The sequence below is a fragment of the Brevundimonas sp. KH_058 genome, from assembly GCF_057838505.1.
Genome location: NZ_CM174469.1, coordinates 96,576 through 110,888, shown reverse-complemented (window position 1 = coordinate 110,888; position 14,313 = coordinate 96,576). Strand labels below are relative to the sequence as shown.

The 14,313-nt window shown below is 63.6% G+C and carries 11 protein-coding genes and 1 pseudogene; 10 read left to right on the top strand and 2 right to left on the bottom strand.

Annotation, left to right across the window (positions count from 1 at the left end):
• Positions 1–59 precede the first annotated feature (59 nt).
• The 3 genes from AC3ISA_RS00550 to AC3ISA_RS00540 all read left to right on the top strand — a co-directional run bounded on the left by AC3ISA_RS00550 (position 60) and on the right by AC3ISA_RS00540 (position 2,767).
• Positions 60–659, top strand: coding sequence for a DUF6544 family protein (locus tag AC3ISA_RS00550; protein ID WP_489178862.1), 600 nt, complete (start codon positions 60–62; stop codon positions 657–659).
• Entirely contained in the window at positions 656–2,173 is a 1,518-nt protein-coding gene (gene scpC, locus AC3ISA_RS00545) for a succinyl-CoA:acetate CoA-transferase ScpC (protein ID WP_489178861.1), read from the top strand. The genes AC3ISA_RS00550 and scpC overlap by 4 nt, the downstream gene beginning before the upstream one ends.
• A 261-nt stretch (positions 2,174–2,434) precedes the next feature.
• Positions 2,435–2,767 (top strand): DUF1003 domain-containing protein, encoded by a 333-nt coding sequence (locus tag AC3ISA_RS00540; RefSeq protein ID WP_489178860.1) that lies wholly within the window; start codon positions 2,435–2,437, stop codon positions 2,765–2,767.
• Positions 2,768–3,406: 639 nt separating this feature from the next.
• On the opposite strand, the gene AC3ISA_RS00535 is transcribed toward AC3ISA_RS00540, so the two are convergent.
• Together AC3ISA_RS00535 and AC3ISA_RS00530 are read right to left on the bottom strand one after the other, a co-directional pair.
• Complete coding sequence (locus AC3ISA_RS00535; RefSeq protein ID WP_489178859.1) at positions 3,407–5,248, bottom strand: DUF885 domain-containing protein; 1,842 nt, start codon at positions 5,246–5,248, stop codon at positions 3,407–3,409.
• Between the two features lie 94 nt (positions 5,249–5,342).
• Positions 5,343–5,543: pseudogene (locus AC3ISA_RS00530) on the bottom strand (transposase); the annotation flags it as partial.
• A 615-nt stretch (positions 5,544–6,158) separates the two neighbouring features.
• On the opposite strand from AC3ISA_RS00530, the gene AC3ISA_RS00525 reads away from it, so the two are divergent.
• The 7 genes from AC3ISA_RS00525 to AC3ISA_RS00495 all read left to right on the top strand — a co-directional run bounded on the left by AC3ISA_RS00525 (position 6,159) and on the right by AC3ISA_RS00495 (position 14,228).
• On the top strand, positions 6,159–6,659 hold the full coding sequence (locus tag AC3ISA_RS00525; RefSeq protein WP_489178858.1) for an Arm DNA-binding domain-containing protein: 501 nt from the start codon (positions 6,159–6,161) through the stop codon (positions 6,657–6,659).
• Positions 6,660–6,867: 208 nt separating this feature from the next.
• Positions 6,868–7,170 (top strand): hypothetical protein, encoded by a 303-nt coding sequence (locus tag AC3ISA_RS00520; protein ID WP_489178857.1) that lies wholly within the window; start codon positions 6,868–6,870, stop codon positions 7,168–7,170.
• Positions 7,171–7,227: 57 nt separating this feature from the next.
• Entirely contained in the window at positions 7,228–8,481 is a 1,254-nt protein-coding gene (locus AC3ISA_RS00515) for a TolC family protein (protein ID WP_489178856.1), read from the top strand.
• Positions 8,481–9,698, top strand: a complete 1,218-nt coding sequence (locus AC3ISA_RS00510) for an efflux RND transporter periplasmic adaptor subunit (RefSeq protein WP_372694319.1) — start codon at positions 8,481–8,483, stop codon at positions 9,696–9,698. Before AC3ISA_RS00515 ends, AC3ISA_RS00510 begins: the two co-directional genes overlap by 1 nt.
• Before the next feature lie 11 nt (positions 9,699–9,709).
• Positions 9,710–12,931, top strand: a complete 3,222-nt coding sequence (locus tag AC3ISA_RS00505) for an efflux RND transporter permease subunit (RefSeq protein WP_489178855.1) — start codon at positions 9,710–9,712, stop codon at positions 12,929–12,931.
• The gene (locus AC3ISA_RS00500) at positions 12,928–13,530 is read left to right on the top strand and encodes a cation efflux transmembrane domain-containing protein (RefSeq protein WP_489178854.1); all 603 of its coding nucleotides are present in this window, start codon (positions 12,928–12,930) and stop codon (positions 13,528–13,530) included. The genes AC3ISA_RS00505 and AC3ISA_RS00500 overlap by 4 nt, the downstream gene beginning before the upstream one ends.
• On the top strand, positions 13,527–14,228 hold the full coding sequence (locus AC3ISA_RS00495) for a methyltransferase family protein (protein WP_372694325.1): 702 nt from the start codon (positions 13,527–13,529) through the stop codon (positions 14,226–14,228). Before AC3ISA_RS00500 ends, AC3ISA_RS00495 begins: the two co-directional genes overlap by 4 nt.
• Positions 14,229–14,313: the final 85 nt, after the last annotated feature.

The window sequence follows — 14,313 nt, the reverse complement described above, 5'->3', positions numbered from 1 at the left end:
CGGTCATAGAGCTCGCAAGCCGTCTCGGGGCCCGGCTTGGAGCAGGACCGACCGTCCATTTGTCGCAGACCGGCCGGATGCGGTCATCGGCGACTGCGGCCTGGCGGGACTTCACGGCGAACCAGACCATCTCCCAACACGAGTGCGCATTCGAGTGGAACGCGCGCAGCGGCCCGCTCGGCTCGTTCGCAATCCGGGATGCCCTTGTCGACGGAGAGGGGCGCCTGGACGTCCGCGTTCTCGGGATACTCCCGATCGCCCATCTCGGTCCTTCGAGCGCTCTGACGCGCGGCGAGGTGATCCGCTATCTCGCCGAGCTTGCTTGGTCGCCCGACGCCATTTTGACCAACCGTGAGCTCCGATGGATTGTGGACGCCACAGGCAGTCTGCGGGTCGCTGCCGGATCCGGCGCTACGGAAGCTCAAGTGGCCGTGGCGCTGAACCCCGAAGGTCGCATAGCCGAGGTCTACTCGCCCGATCGCGGCTTCCTCGCCGATGGCGCTTTCATTTCGATGCCGTGGCGAGGCCGGTTCGGCGATTACCGACTGCATCAGGGACGATGGCTGCCCTTCGCAGCCGAGGTTGCGTGGGGCCAAGGCGAGAGCGCCTGGACCTACTGGCAGGGCCGCATTCAAGACTGGAGCCAGAGCTTATCATGAACACCTCCCGCATCGGCAGTGTCGGTCATCGCGCCAAAATCATGTCCGCCGAAGACGCGGCCAGCTTGATTGCGCCCAACACAACGGTGGGCCTGAGCGGGTTCACCGCCTCAGGCTATCCGACGGCGGTGCCACTGGCGCTGGCCGCCCGGATCGAGGCCGAGCACGCGGCGGGGCGGCCGTTCAAGCTGCGCATCTGGACCGGCGCCTCGACCGGGCCGGAACTCGACGGGGCGCTGGCCAAGGCGGACGGGATCGAGTTTCGGCTGCCCTACAACTCTGACCCCACCTGCCGCGACAAGATCAATCGCGGCCAGATGGAGTATTTCGACATGCACCTTAGCCAGGTGGCGCCCGCCGCCTGGCAGGGCATCCTGGGACCGCTCGACACGGCGATCATTCAGGTCACAGGCATTCGCGAGGATGGAGCCCTGATCCCGGCGTCCTCGGTCGGCAACAACAAGACCTGGCTGGATCGGGCTGGTCAGGTGATCCTCGAGGTCAACCGCTGGCAGAACCCCGAACTGCTGGGGATGCACGACATCTACTATGGCGCGGCCCTGCCGCCGAACCGCGTGCCGATTCCGCTGATCCGCTCAGGCGACCGCATCGGCGAGCCCTGTTTCCGCTGCGACCCCGACAAGATCGTCGCCATCGTCGAGACCGATCGCCCGGACCGGAACGCAGGGTTCACGATCCCGGGCGCCGACGATCTGGCGATCGCGGGACATCTGCTCGAGTTCCTCGAGCATGAGGTCAGGAAGGGCCGCCTGCCGCCGTCGCTGCTGCCGCTCCAGTCCGGTGTCGGCAACACCGCCAATGCGGTCCTGACCGGCCTGATCGATGCGCCGTTCGAAAACCTGACCGCCTATACCGAGGTCATCCAGGACGGGATGATGGCCCTGCTCGACAGCGGCAAATTGGCCATGGCGTCATCGACGGCGCTCAGCCTCAGTCCGGACCTCAGCGAGAGCGTCAATCGGCGCATGGGCGAGTATCGCGACCGGATCATCCTGCGCTCGCAGGAGATCAGCAATCACCCGGAGCTGATCCGGCGGCTCGGCGTCATTGCCATGAACGGCATGATCGAGGCCGACATCTACGGCAACGTCAACTCGACCCACATCATGGGTTCGCGCATCCAGAACGGCATTGGCGGTTCCGGCGACTTTGCCAGAAACGCCTACATCTCGATCTTCATGAGCGCCTCGACGGCCAAGGGCGGCGCGATCTCGACCATCGTGCCTCATGCGTCGCACGTCGATCACATCAACCAGGACGTCCAGGTAGTCGTCACCGAACAGGGCCTGGCGGACCTGCGCGGTTTGTCGCCGAAACAGCGGGCGAGGGTGGTCATCGAAAACTGCGCCCACCCGAACTACCAGCCGATGCTGGCGGACTATTTCCAGCGCGCGCAGGTTGGGTCCTACGGCCTCCAGACGCCCATGCTCCTGGACGAGGCGCTGTCATGGCACGCGCGGTTCGTCCGCACCGGCACGATGGCGTACGCTTGACCGCGGCCCCAACGCATCCGGCCCGTCGCCACGCTGCCGGACCCGGTCCCTGGTTGGAGATGTCGCGTGAAGCTTGAACTTCGCCAGGAGGAGCTCTCAAGGCCTCCTCGGCATGTCGTATGCATCGCTTAGCCCGGTCCAAAGGAGCGTCGTCGACCTGATGGTGAGCGAGGAGCCGTCGGGCGCAAGCCCCACCCTCGCGACTGACGATCGAACCTTCTGGGAGCGCCTGGCGGATACGGTCGCCGATGTCGGCGGTTCGTGGGCGTTCATAGGTATATATTCAGCCTGATCCTCGTCGGTTGGGCCGCGCTAAACCTTTTGCTCGCCCGCTTTGCGATGGCCTTCGATCCTTATCCCTTTATCTTCCTCAACCTGATGCTTTCGGCAGTCGCCGCCCTGCAGGCTCCCGTCATCATGATGAGCCAGAAGCGACAGGCGGTGCGGGACCGCCTCGCGGCCGAGCATGACTACACCGTCAACCTCCGGGCCGAGCTGGAGATCATGCGGCTGCACGACAAGCTCTTGCTCAACGAGGGTCAGATGGGGCGGATCGAGGCTGCATTGGCGACGCTGTCTCCGCGCACGAGTTAAACGGACCTTGGCGGGGCGCTCGAGCAAACGTTCTTGGGTTTGCCTTGGAGAATGAGAGGCCCCAGCTAAAGAGGGCCAGAACATCCCGCCGAAATCTCCTGCGGAGGCTTCATCTTGGATTGGGATCACCACGCTCGCGCATAGCTCGCACTCCCAAGTCTGGACAGACGCGTAAGCCGCTTCCCGATCCAAACCTCAACGTCGCGGTGCAATCGAACTGCGCTCGATGGCGGCCGTCGGACGATGATCAATGGAGTTGCGACGGGGCGCACAACAATCTTTTCGACAGATCATGCTACGAAGAGATGAGATTCGGGCCCGCGACTCAAATCGGATGCAGATTGCTCTCGAGATCGGTGCTGATGTCCCAAACGGTGACAAAAGATACCGACATCACCGAAATTTTATATTCGCCTTTTCTTCAATCATTTCAATAGCAGTGTGATACGTCGGTCTTCTAGTCGGCGAAATTGTCGGTGTTTGAGGAATTACGTCGATAATTCAATGCGCTGGGGACCATACAGTAATCGAATGGGAGTGAGGGGTAGCAGAGACGGCGGTGTTTGGCGGCAAACGGCGGAGTTGAACGCCTCAATACCCCTCGGCGATCCCGGTGGCTCAATTTGGCCTAAAACCGCTTTAGCCGCGTGTTTCGGCGATCTTGGCTTCCACAATTTGCTCCAGCACGGTCATCGGCATACCACCTGCCTTCACCACCCAGTCGTTGAACTGCCGCAGATCATAGCGCGCGCCCAGCTCGGCTATGGCCTTGCGACGGAGCTGGTTGATTTCGTTCTGCCCTGCCTTGTAGCCGCAGGCCTGCCCGGGCCAGGCACAATAACGGTCCACCTCGCTCGTGATGTAATCAACACTGGATCCGTTGGTCGCGACGAACCAGCGGATCGCCTGCTCACGCGTCCATCGCTTGGCATGCAGGCCGGTATCCACCACCACCCGGCATGCCCGAAACGATATGGATTGCAGATAACCCAGCTGCCCGAACGGATCGTCGGCATAGGCGTCCAACTCGTCCGCCAGCTGCTCGGCATACAGCGCATACCCTTCAGAATAGGCGTTGAATGCCAGAAGGGATCGGATCAGCGGCAGCTTGTAGCTGTATTCGCCTTGCCACACATGTCCGGGGATGCCTTCGTGATAGGCCAGCGTCGGTATCGCAAACCGCGGGATATTCGCCGTGTCCCGCAGGTTGATGAAAACGGTGCCCGGGACGCTCCCGTCCGCAGTGCCTGCCTTCGCCGATCCGGCGGACGCGCCAGCCTCAATTTCCGGCGGCACTCGCTTCACCACAAGCTTGCCGGGCACCAGCGTGGCGAAGGCGCGCGGCAACCGGGCACGGATGTTGGTGATGCGGCCGGTGACATAGTCCAGAATCTGCGCCCGTCCGGCGTCGGTGTTGGGGAACAGATGGCGCGGATCCTTGCCCAGCGCCGTCATCCGCTCGCCTACCGTGCCCTGTGTCAGCCCCTGCGCGCGCAACAGGCCGTCCATCTGCGCATTCAGCGCCTCTACCTGTTCGAGCCCCAGCTTGTGCATCTCCTCCGCAGGCATGGAGGAGGTGGTCGATGCCCGCAGCGCCCAGTCGTAATAAGCGTCGCCGCGCGGCAGTTTCCACACCCCGGCGTCAGAGGTGGCGCCGCTGCGGTGGCGCGCCAGCTCGGCGATCTGCCGGTCCAGCGCGGGGGCGATCCGGTCGCTCGCCAGCTTCGCTGCGCGCGTGGCATAATCGCCGGGCATGTCGGCGATTCGGCTGGCAAACGTAGCAACTATGCCCCAGTCCTGCACCGGCTGCACCCGGGCCGCCCGCAACTGCCTGAGCGCCCTGTCCAGCAGGAAGTCGGGTGCAACCACGCCGACGCCCCTGTCGTGCGCAAGTCGCTCGGTCTCCCCATCCAGCGCCGTGGCATAGGCCTCCATTCGCGCCAGATAGGCGTCCGCGTCCGCTGAATTTGCAGTCGAGTGGATGTCGTTCAAGAAGCTGGGGATCGTGACGAAGGCCCCCACGTTCTGCGCAACCGCGTAAGGACCGTTTCGGTAATACAAGAGCCCGTTCAGGATCGACATTTCACCGATGCCAAAGGCGAAACCCTCCGCCGCCAGCTCGTGCGCAGTGGTAGCGACGGCTACGTGGGTGCGTGCCTCCGGTCCAAGCTCGTCCCGGTTGATCGCTTGCAGCTGCGTCAGCCTCTGCCTGGTTGCCTGCGCCCGTTTTTGTACGCCGTCGAGCGAACGATCGGTCAGGTTGGACTTCAACGCGGCGCGCGCACCTGTATCCAATCCCAATGCGCTGGCGTTCTCGGGATATTCCGCCAGTAGTGCTTCGGCGACCCCGGCAAGAACCCGCTCCGAAGCCGCATCCGCCCCGCCTGTCTCTCCGGCAGCCCGCACCCTGGCCGGTGCCAATTGCAGCACCGCCAATGCACTGCCGGACAGAAGGAATTGGCGCCGCGCCAGTGCCGACATTGTTCGCCCCTCACTCTTGGAAAACGCTTTTTGGTTGCACGGCGCGCGGCAGTTGGCAATGCGCCACTATTCCCCTCTGGGCTTTCAAGTTCTTCTAATCATCAACGGCGGCTAATTCAGGGTACAGGCTCAGGGCACATAGCCAGAAGAGCACTGCCATCGCGATGGCGATGGCGGACAGGAAGACGGTCGGGCATCGATCGTAGCCAGTGGCGACGCGACGCCAGTCTTTGAGCCTGCCGAACATCATTTCTATGCGGTTGCGGGTTCTGAACCGGCGCTTGTTGTAACGGATAGGCTCGGTCCGGGATCAATCCGAGACATGCGCTGCCTAGATTATCACGCATCTGAGATGCGCGATAATCCCAGTTCTTCTATGGCCGTAGAGTCGTCTTACAGCATCATCTCGCAGCCGACCGGAGAAGCTGCACTGGTGCGTTTGACGGTATTCTTTGGAGTGTTTGGATCCCAGTCAAATCTGGATCGCGTAACGAAAATGCGACCAATGGGCCGAAAGACAGCGATTGATCTCGACATGCCGGTCTGCAAGAGGAGGTAAAATTCGCCAATGAAATCAACAGCTCGATTTTTTGACGGCACATACAGCGGCATCTCAAAACATAAAAAATATTTTGGCCAAGGAAATTAGTTAGTTATGCTGGTGGCGCACGATCGAGTGGGAATAGTCTCGACCCTTCGGTAGCATTCGGTATTGTTTTCGAGGCGGACTCTAACAACCTGACAACATTGTGAATTCTGTCGAGACCCTTCGGAGCCATTCGGAGGGTCTTTTTCGTTTTGTTGGACTGGCCGACGGTGCGCCGCTGCATTGATCTTGCGGACCCTGGCTCATACCGTCCTGACATCGGGGCTACGCCCTGTCGGTATTCATTTCGAGCAAGTCGTTGAGATGAATAGGAAAAAACCGTCTCGGCGCGACAGAATTCGAGGACCGACGGACAGAGGCGATTATACCGTGCTTACCCACACTACCCTGAAGAATTTGCTTCTGAAAGCAAGGGCTTACAAGAGTACCGACAGGGGCTGTATGTACGTTTATGTCTCGACGGGCGGCGCAATCTCATTCCGCTACGACTATCGGTTCAACGGTCGTCGAGAGACCTTGACGCTCGGGCGTTACGGCAGGGCCGGCTTGACGCTGGCCCAAGCCCGCGAGCGGTTGATCGAGGTGAAGAAGGCGATCGCGGACGTGGTGTCGCCCGCCACGGCAGTGATCAATGCGAGTTCGCCAAATGAGGTCTATCGAGACTTCAACTGTCTAACGCCTAGCCCGCATATGCCCAGACGGGCGTCGCCCTGGCCACGATCCCCGCATAGAATATCACGGAGTTCATCGGCCCTCCCGAAGCGGGGAATCCGAGGAGGGGACCTCCGCAAGCTGTCCACCTAGGATCTCGGCGAACGGAACTCCATGGCGGAGATCCAGGCAGGGCCCCTGTTCGGCGTGCGTCGATCGCTCGCCGGGCGAGGTCTGCTTGCGGAGCAGTAAAACCGTCGCATCAAGCGGACTTTGTAACAGATTGCTCCTCCGGCCGAATAAAAGTATCCAGCGCGTGATGACCTCGTCAATGGCGACATGGGCAAGACTGATTCTGGCTGTGACCTTGGTCGCCGCCGTGTTTTTCGTCGCCCAGATCGCTGACGCCGCGACCTGCGCTCCCGAGACGCCCTCGGCTCACGCTGTGGTCGGTCAGGATACGGGCGATAGCGACCAAGGCGACCTTGAAGGCGGCCACGGATACTGCGCCCACGGGCACTGCCACCATAACGGAACCGCGCGCGCGGATGTCGCCGACGACATCGCGATGCAGATCTACGCACGCCCGGTTCACGCCTTCCCCTCCAGTGATTCTCCGTCGTCGATCTCGCCCGACGGCCTGAAGCGCCCTCCCAGAGTCTGACCCGGCGTCTGCGCATCCGTGCGCGCGATCTCGTGTCAAACCTCTGGAATATGAATCATGCCTCCCTCATATCGCAGGCCGCAGCGTTTCGCGGTCGGCTGCGCGCTGGCCGCATTGGCGGCCGTATTGGCCAGTCCCGCCTGGGCTGACCCTGCTCCGTCATTCGCCGAGCTGCTCGCACAGCTCGATCAAACTCCCGCCACCCTCGAAGCCGGCGCCCTGTCTGACGCCGCCGAAGCACGAGTCCGTCAGGCCCGTGTGAGGCCCAATCCGACGATCGCTCTCGAATCGGCGAACGCCTTCGGCACCGGTCCGTTCTCGGGCTACTCCAATGCCGAAACCACGCTGTCTTTAAGCCAGAGTCTCGAACTCTGGGGTCGACGGACGGCGCGGATAAACCTCGCGCGCGCCGAGGCGAGTACGGTCTCCCTGCAACGCGATCTTGCCATCGTCGATGCGGCAGGGCGGCTGGCCCTTACCTATGCGGAGGCCGAGGCCGCTCAACGACAGGCGGTGCTGGCCGAGGAAAACCTGACGCTCACCGTCGCGGATGCGCGCGCCGCATTGGCGCTCGTTGAAGAGGGCCGAGAGCCGCTTCTGCGGGGCATTCAGGGTGAAAGCGAGGCTGCCGCAGCCCGCGCCCGTCGCGATGAGGCCATAGCCGAACAGGAAGCCGCCTTCGCGCGGCTGACGGCGGTGGCCATGCTGCCGGATCCGGTCACCACGATAGACTCCAGCTTGCTGAACAGGATCCCTGCCGGTGCGATTCCCGCCCCGGCGGAGGCCCCCACGGTGCGGGTCGCATCCGCACAGCGCGATGCTGCCGAGCGACGCATAGCCATAGAGCGCATCCGCAGCCGTCCCGACGTCACGGCCAGCGTCGGTGTGCGGCGTTACGAAGTCGAGGATGCGACCGCCCTCACATTGGGCATCAGCCTGCCGCTGCCGCTGTTCGATCGCAACCGCGGCAACATCGAAGCGGCGCAAGCGGATTTCAGAGCTGCTGAAGCTCGGTTTCTGACTGCGCGCCAGAATGCCCAGGCTGACAGGGCGGCGGCTCGTGCTCGACTGTCGGCATCGGCAAGTCGTGTCGCGGCATCCGACGCGGGCGTGACCGCTGCCGACGAAGCCTACCGACTGTCTCGCATCGGCTTCGAAGCCGGCCGGATCTCGCAGCTCGAACTGCGGGTCAGCCGAACGGCTCTGGTCGCCGCCAGAACCTCTGCCGTCGATGCCCGTCTTGCACGGGTTCGGGCTGAAATCGAACTCGCGCGCCAGGACGGCCGCGCCCCCTTCCAAGGAGCCCAATGATGCGCAAGCGCACATCCAACAAAACCCTGCTGATCGGCGGCGTCGCCGCACTCGTTCTTCTTGGAGGGGCGGGTCTTTATATGGCCTTCGGTCGATCCGATCCGGCTCCCGCCGCTGCAGCAGAAAAGGCTGCACCGGCCGCCGAAGAGGCCGGCCATGCCGAAGGCGAAGCCCCACATGCCGAGGGCGGAGCCGAAGCCGAAGCGCCTGAAGGGTTCGTCGCCCTCAGCGCTGCCCAGGCCCAGGCTGCAAATCTGGTTGTCGTCGGCGTCGGCCGGGGAGGGGGGGCTGAAACCCGACTTTCCGGACGTGTCGAACCCATGATCGACGCACGGGCGGCAGTTGCCGCGTCTGTCGGAGGCCGCGTCGAGCGCGTGCTCGTGGCTCCTGGCCAGTCGGTAAGGGTCGGACAGCCCCTGGCCAGCATCGTGAGCGGCGAAGCAGCGACATTCAGAGCGGATGCCGACGCTGCTGCAGCTGGAACAGAGGCCGCGAGGCAAGTGTATCAACGCAACAGCAACCTCGCCGATCAGGGCGTTGTCTCACGCCAGGAAGTCGAAGCCTCGCGCGCTCAACTCTTGAGCGCCGAGGCGAACACCCGCGCCGCACGGGCTCGATCAAGCGCTGCGGGGGCTCCCAATGCGTCCGGGCGGCTCAGCGTGACGAGCCCGATCTCGGGTGTCGTCACGAATGTTCAGGTCGGACCGGGCGGATTCGTCGCCCAAGGCGGCGTCGTAGCCGAGGTGACCAACCCGGCGCGCGTCGAGATGGTGTTCAACGCGCCGCCGGCGCTGGCGGCCACGGTTCGTGCAGGCGCACCTCTCCGGGTCGGCAGCCCGGCTGGAGATTTCGACGCTGTCGTCACGGGTGTCGCGGCGGGCGCCGGCGCTGAAAGCGGTGCGACCGTCATAAGGGCGCGACCGACCGGGGGCGCTCTTCCGCCGGCCGGCTCTGCTGTCACCGGCGCAATCGTCACCGACCAGACCGCCGGCGGCCTGACTGTGCCGACGGAGGCCGTCCAGACTGTCGATGGCAATGCCGTCGTCTTCGTACAGGTTCCGAACGGCTTCCAGGCGCGCCCTGTGCTCGCCGGACGGCAAGCCGGAGGGCGGACAGAAATCCTGCGCGGCCTGACAGGCACTGAGCGTATCGCCGGCACCAATGCCTTCCTCCTCAAAGCCGAACTCGCCAAGGGCGAGGCCGAGCACGGTCACTAGGGGCGCGACGCATGTTCAAATTCATCATCGAGCTATCGGTCAAATTCCGATGGTTCATCGTCCTGGCCACGGCGCTCGTCGCGGCTTACGGACTGTTCGAACTGACACGGCTTCCCATCGACGCCGTGCCGGACATCACCAATCGCCAGGTCCAGGTGACCACGGTCGCCCCCGCGCTCGCGCCGGAACAGATCGAACGGCAGGTCACCTATCCGATCGAGACGGCCATGGCCGGAATTCCCGGTCTGACCACGACCCGATCCCTGAGCCGCAATGGGTTCAGCCAGGTCACGATCATCTTCACCGATCAGACGAACATCTACTTCGCTCGCCAACAGGTCGCCGAACGTCTGGCCGGTGCGCGTGAAGCGATGCCGGACGGTGTGGAGCCGACACTGGCTCCCATCACCACCGGCCTTGGCGAGGTGCTGATGTGGACCATCGACTACAAACCCTTCAACAGCGCCAATCTGGCCAAGCCCGGCAAGCCGGGTTGGCAGGCGGGCGGGGGGTATCTAACCCCGGAAGGCGACCTGCTGACCACGCCTGAGAAACGGGCGACCTATCTGCGAACCGTGCAGGACTGGATCGTCGTGCCCCAGATGCGCACGGCCCCTGGTCTGGCCGGCGTGGACACGGTCGGCGGTTATGTGAAGGAGTATGCCGTCAGGCCCGATACGGCTCGACTGGCGAGTTACGGCCTGGGCATGAGCGATCTGATCCAGGCGCTCGACCGAGCCAACATCCAGGCTGGTGCGGGCTATGTCCAGCGCGCCGGCGAAGCGCTGACGGTCCGCACCGACGCCCTGGCCTCGACCATCGAGGATCTGGCCCAGGCGCCCGTCGTAAACCGAAACGGGCTGGTGGTTCGCGTCGCCGACGTGGCCACTGTCGAGATCGGTCAGGCGCCGCGTCTCGGCGGCGCCAGCCGTGACGGCCACGAGGCTGTTCTCGGCACGGCCCTGATGATCGCCGGCGGCAACAGCCGGACTGTTGCGCAGGCTGCGGGCGAACGCCTTGAAGAGGTTCGCAAGTCTCTGCCCGCAAGTATCGAGGCGGTGACGGTCCTTGACCGTAGCGCCCTGGTCAACTCGACCATCTCCACCGTGGCGCGCAACCTTATCGAGGGCGCACTGCTGGTCATCGTCGTGCTGTTCCTGCTGCTGGGCAATATCCGGGCGGCGACCATTACCGCCTTGATGATCCCCATCAGCTTCCTGTTCGCCGTCATCGGCATGAACCGGTTCGGGATCAGCGGAAACCTGATGAGCCTGGGGGCCCTGGACTTCGGCCTGATGGTCGATGGGGCGGTCGTCGTGGTCGAAAACACCCTGCTGATGCTCAGTCAGCGTCGAGCGGAAGCGGGCCGGATGCTGACCCGGCACGAACGGCTCGGCGTCGCCATGCAGGCGGCGCGGCAGATGGTCAAACCGGCCGCCTTCGGTCAGCTGATCATCCTGCTGGTCTTCACGCCGCTGCTTATGCTGGAAGGTGTCGAAGGCAAGACCTTCGTGCCGATGGGCGCAACGGTGATGCTGGCCCTGGTCGGCGCCTTCATCTTCTCCTTCACCTTCGTGCCGGCGATGACGGCGCTGCTGGTGCGTGACCCCAAGACGGTCGAGGTCGATGAGCAAGGCCACGCCCACGAACATGAGACGTTCTTGCTTCGCTTTGCGCGCCGCTGGATCCAGCCCGCCATCCGCGCAGCCGTGGATCGTCCCATGATTGTGCTGGTCTCTGCGCTGGGCGCCCTGGTCGTCGGTGGTGTGGTCTTCACGACCCTTGGCCGGGAGTTTATTCCGACGCTGGACGAAGGCGACGTCGCCATGCAGGCGCTTCGCGTGCCTTCCGCCTCGCTGGAGCAATCTCTGGCGATGCAGATGACCCTCGAAAGGGTGATTACCGCCCAGCCCGAAGTGGAGACCATGTTCTCGCGGACCGGCACCGCACAGGCCGCCGTCGACCCCATGCCGCCCAACATCTCCGACAGCGTGATCGTTCTGAAGGATCGCAAGGACTGGCCGGATCCCAAGCTTAACAAAGAAGATTTGATCGCACGTTTCGAAGCCGAGGCTTCCAAACAGATCGGTAACAACTTCGAGTTCAGCCAGCCGATCGAACTTCGCTTCAACGAACTGATCTCCGGCGTGCGTACTGACCTTGCCGTTATGGTCTATGGCGATGACTTCGCCACCATGCAGCGAGTTGCAGATCAGGTCGCCGGCGCCCTGCGCCAGACGACAGGTTCCGCCGACGTCCGGGTCGAACAGGCTTCTGGCCTGCCGACCTTGACCATCAGCGTCGACCGGTTCGCGGCGGCCAACTACGGCCTGTCCGCGGCCGACGTCTCCGAAGCCGTCTCGGCGGCGATCGGCGGCGCCCAGGCAGGTCGTATTTTCGAAGGGGATCGCAGGTTCTATGTCGTCGTCCGACTTCCCGACGGCGCGCGTAACGATCCGGCGGCCCTGGCGGCCCTGCCGATCGTGACCGCGACAGGGGTGACCGTGCCCCTGTCCTCGGTAGCGAGTATCCAGAGCGCGGAAGGTCCGAACCAGATCAGCCGCAACGACGGCAGTCGCCGGATGGTGGTCCAGTCCAATGTCCGGGGACGCGATCTGGGCGGTTTCGTCACGGATGCCCAGACGAAGGTCGATCAGATCCAGCTTCCGCCAGGCGTTCGCCTGACCTGGGGCGGGCAGTTCGAGAACCTGAAGCGCGCAGAGCAGCGACTGGGTCTGGTCATTCCGATCGTCTTCATCCTGATCGGGGTGCTGTTGTTCATGGCCTTGGGATCGTTCGCGGAGGCCGGTCTGGTCTTCGCCTGTGTCCCGCTGGCCTTGATCGGTGGCGCGCTTGCCCTGTTGCTGAGGGGCATGCCCTTCTCGGTGTCCGCCGCCGTCGGCTTCATCGCCGTCTCGGGGGTGGCGACACTGAACGGTCTGGTCCTGATGCAGGCCATTCGCGAGCGGTTGCAACTGGGTCAGACTCCGCGTGACGCCGCGATCGACGGGGCGTCCAGTCGTCTGCGGGCTGTCCTGACCACCGCCATGGTCGCCATCGTCGGCTTCATCCCGATGGCCTTGGCCCAGGGCGCCGGCGCCGAGGTGCAGAAGCCTCTGGCGACCGTGGTGATCGGCGGGCTGCTGACCGCAACCGCCCTGACCCTGCTGGTCCTTCCGACCTTTGCAGCCAAGGCAGTCCGTCACCGCAAGGATGAAGGGATCGAAGATTGATTGCTCGCAATCAGGACGACCGTCAGCAGCAGCGTACGCTGCTGACGGTTCTGGCGCTCAATGCAGGCCTCGCGGTTGCGCTCGGGGTCGGCGGCTGGTCCGCCGACTCCAGCGCCTTGCTGGCCAACGCCGTAGACAACGCCTCGGACGCCGCAGTCTATCTGATCAGCTTCTTTGCGGTCGGCCGTGCGGCTTCATGGAAACGCGGGGCCGCGCGTTTCTCCGGCGTCATGCTGCTTATATTCGGCGCCGGCGTCCTTTTGGACGCCGGTCGCCGTTTCCTTGTCGGAACCGAACCTATCGGCCCAACCATGATCGTTCTCGCCTTGGTTGCAGCCGTCATCAACCTCATCTGCCTGCAACTGATCCGTCGCCAGAAGAGCGGCGACATCAATATGAGGGCGGCTGAAACCTTCAGCTTCAACGACTTCGCGTCCAACGGCGGCATCCTCGTCGCCGGGGGGCTGGTGCTCTGGCTCAATCAAGCCTGGCCTGACCTGATTGTCGGCGTGCTCGTCGCCGCCATCGCGGTGAAGGGCGGCATCGATATCCTGCGCGACGCGGCCAGAAACCTTCCAGACGCAGGTGAGCCGACATGATACCCTACGATCCATCCAATAGCGTCCCTGCCGATGCGCGGCAGGACGTGAATGTGGATACTCCTGCGACCCTTCAACTTGACAGTGATCAACGGTCGACGATCGACATCCAATCCGTCCAAAGGTGGCGCAAGGCGGGCATTCTCGTCGGCGGTCTGCTGCTCGTCGGTTGCACGACGCTCGTCGCACCCTTGCCCGTGCTCGAACATCCTGTCGAGCAGTTGGGTCTGATCGCCATCCTGGTCTGCATCGTCGGCCGGGCATGGTGTTCGCTCTACATCGGCGGTCGAAAAAAGCAGGAAATCGTGTCTGCAGGGCCGTATTCGGTCAGCCGCAATCCGCTGTACGTCTTCAGTTTCATCGGCGCGTTCGGCATCGGCGCCCAATCGGGCAGCTTCAGCATCGGCCTGATTTTCGCGTTCGCCTGCTGGGTGGTCTTTCGGATCGTGGTCGGTCGCGAGGAACGCTTCCTGACGGATGCTTTCGGGAGCCAATATCAGAACTATCGCGAGCGCACTCCACGGTTCCTGCCCAAGCCCTCGTTGTGGCGAGACGAAGCCGAAGTCCTCGTCCGGCCCGTCTTCTTCGTTCGCACGGTGTGTGACGGCTTCTTCTTTCTCCTGGCGGTTCCGCTGTTCGGAGCGCTCGAACAACTTCAGCGACTCGGCGGCTTCGGCGCCGTTGTGCCGCTGCCTTGAGGTCGGGAGAGCCGGGATGACGACGTCCGAGCGAATGACGCCGAGGCCGACTTGCAGGGCGCGCCTTCGCAAGCCACGACGCGAT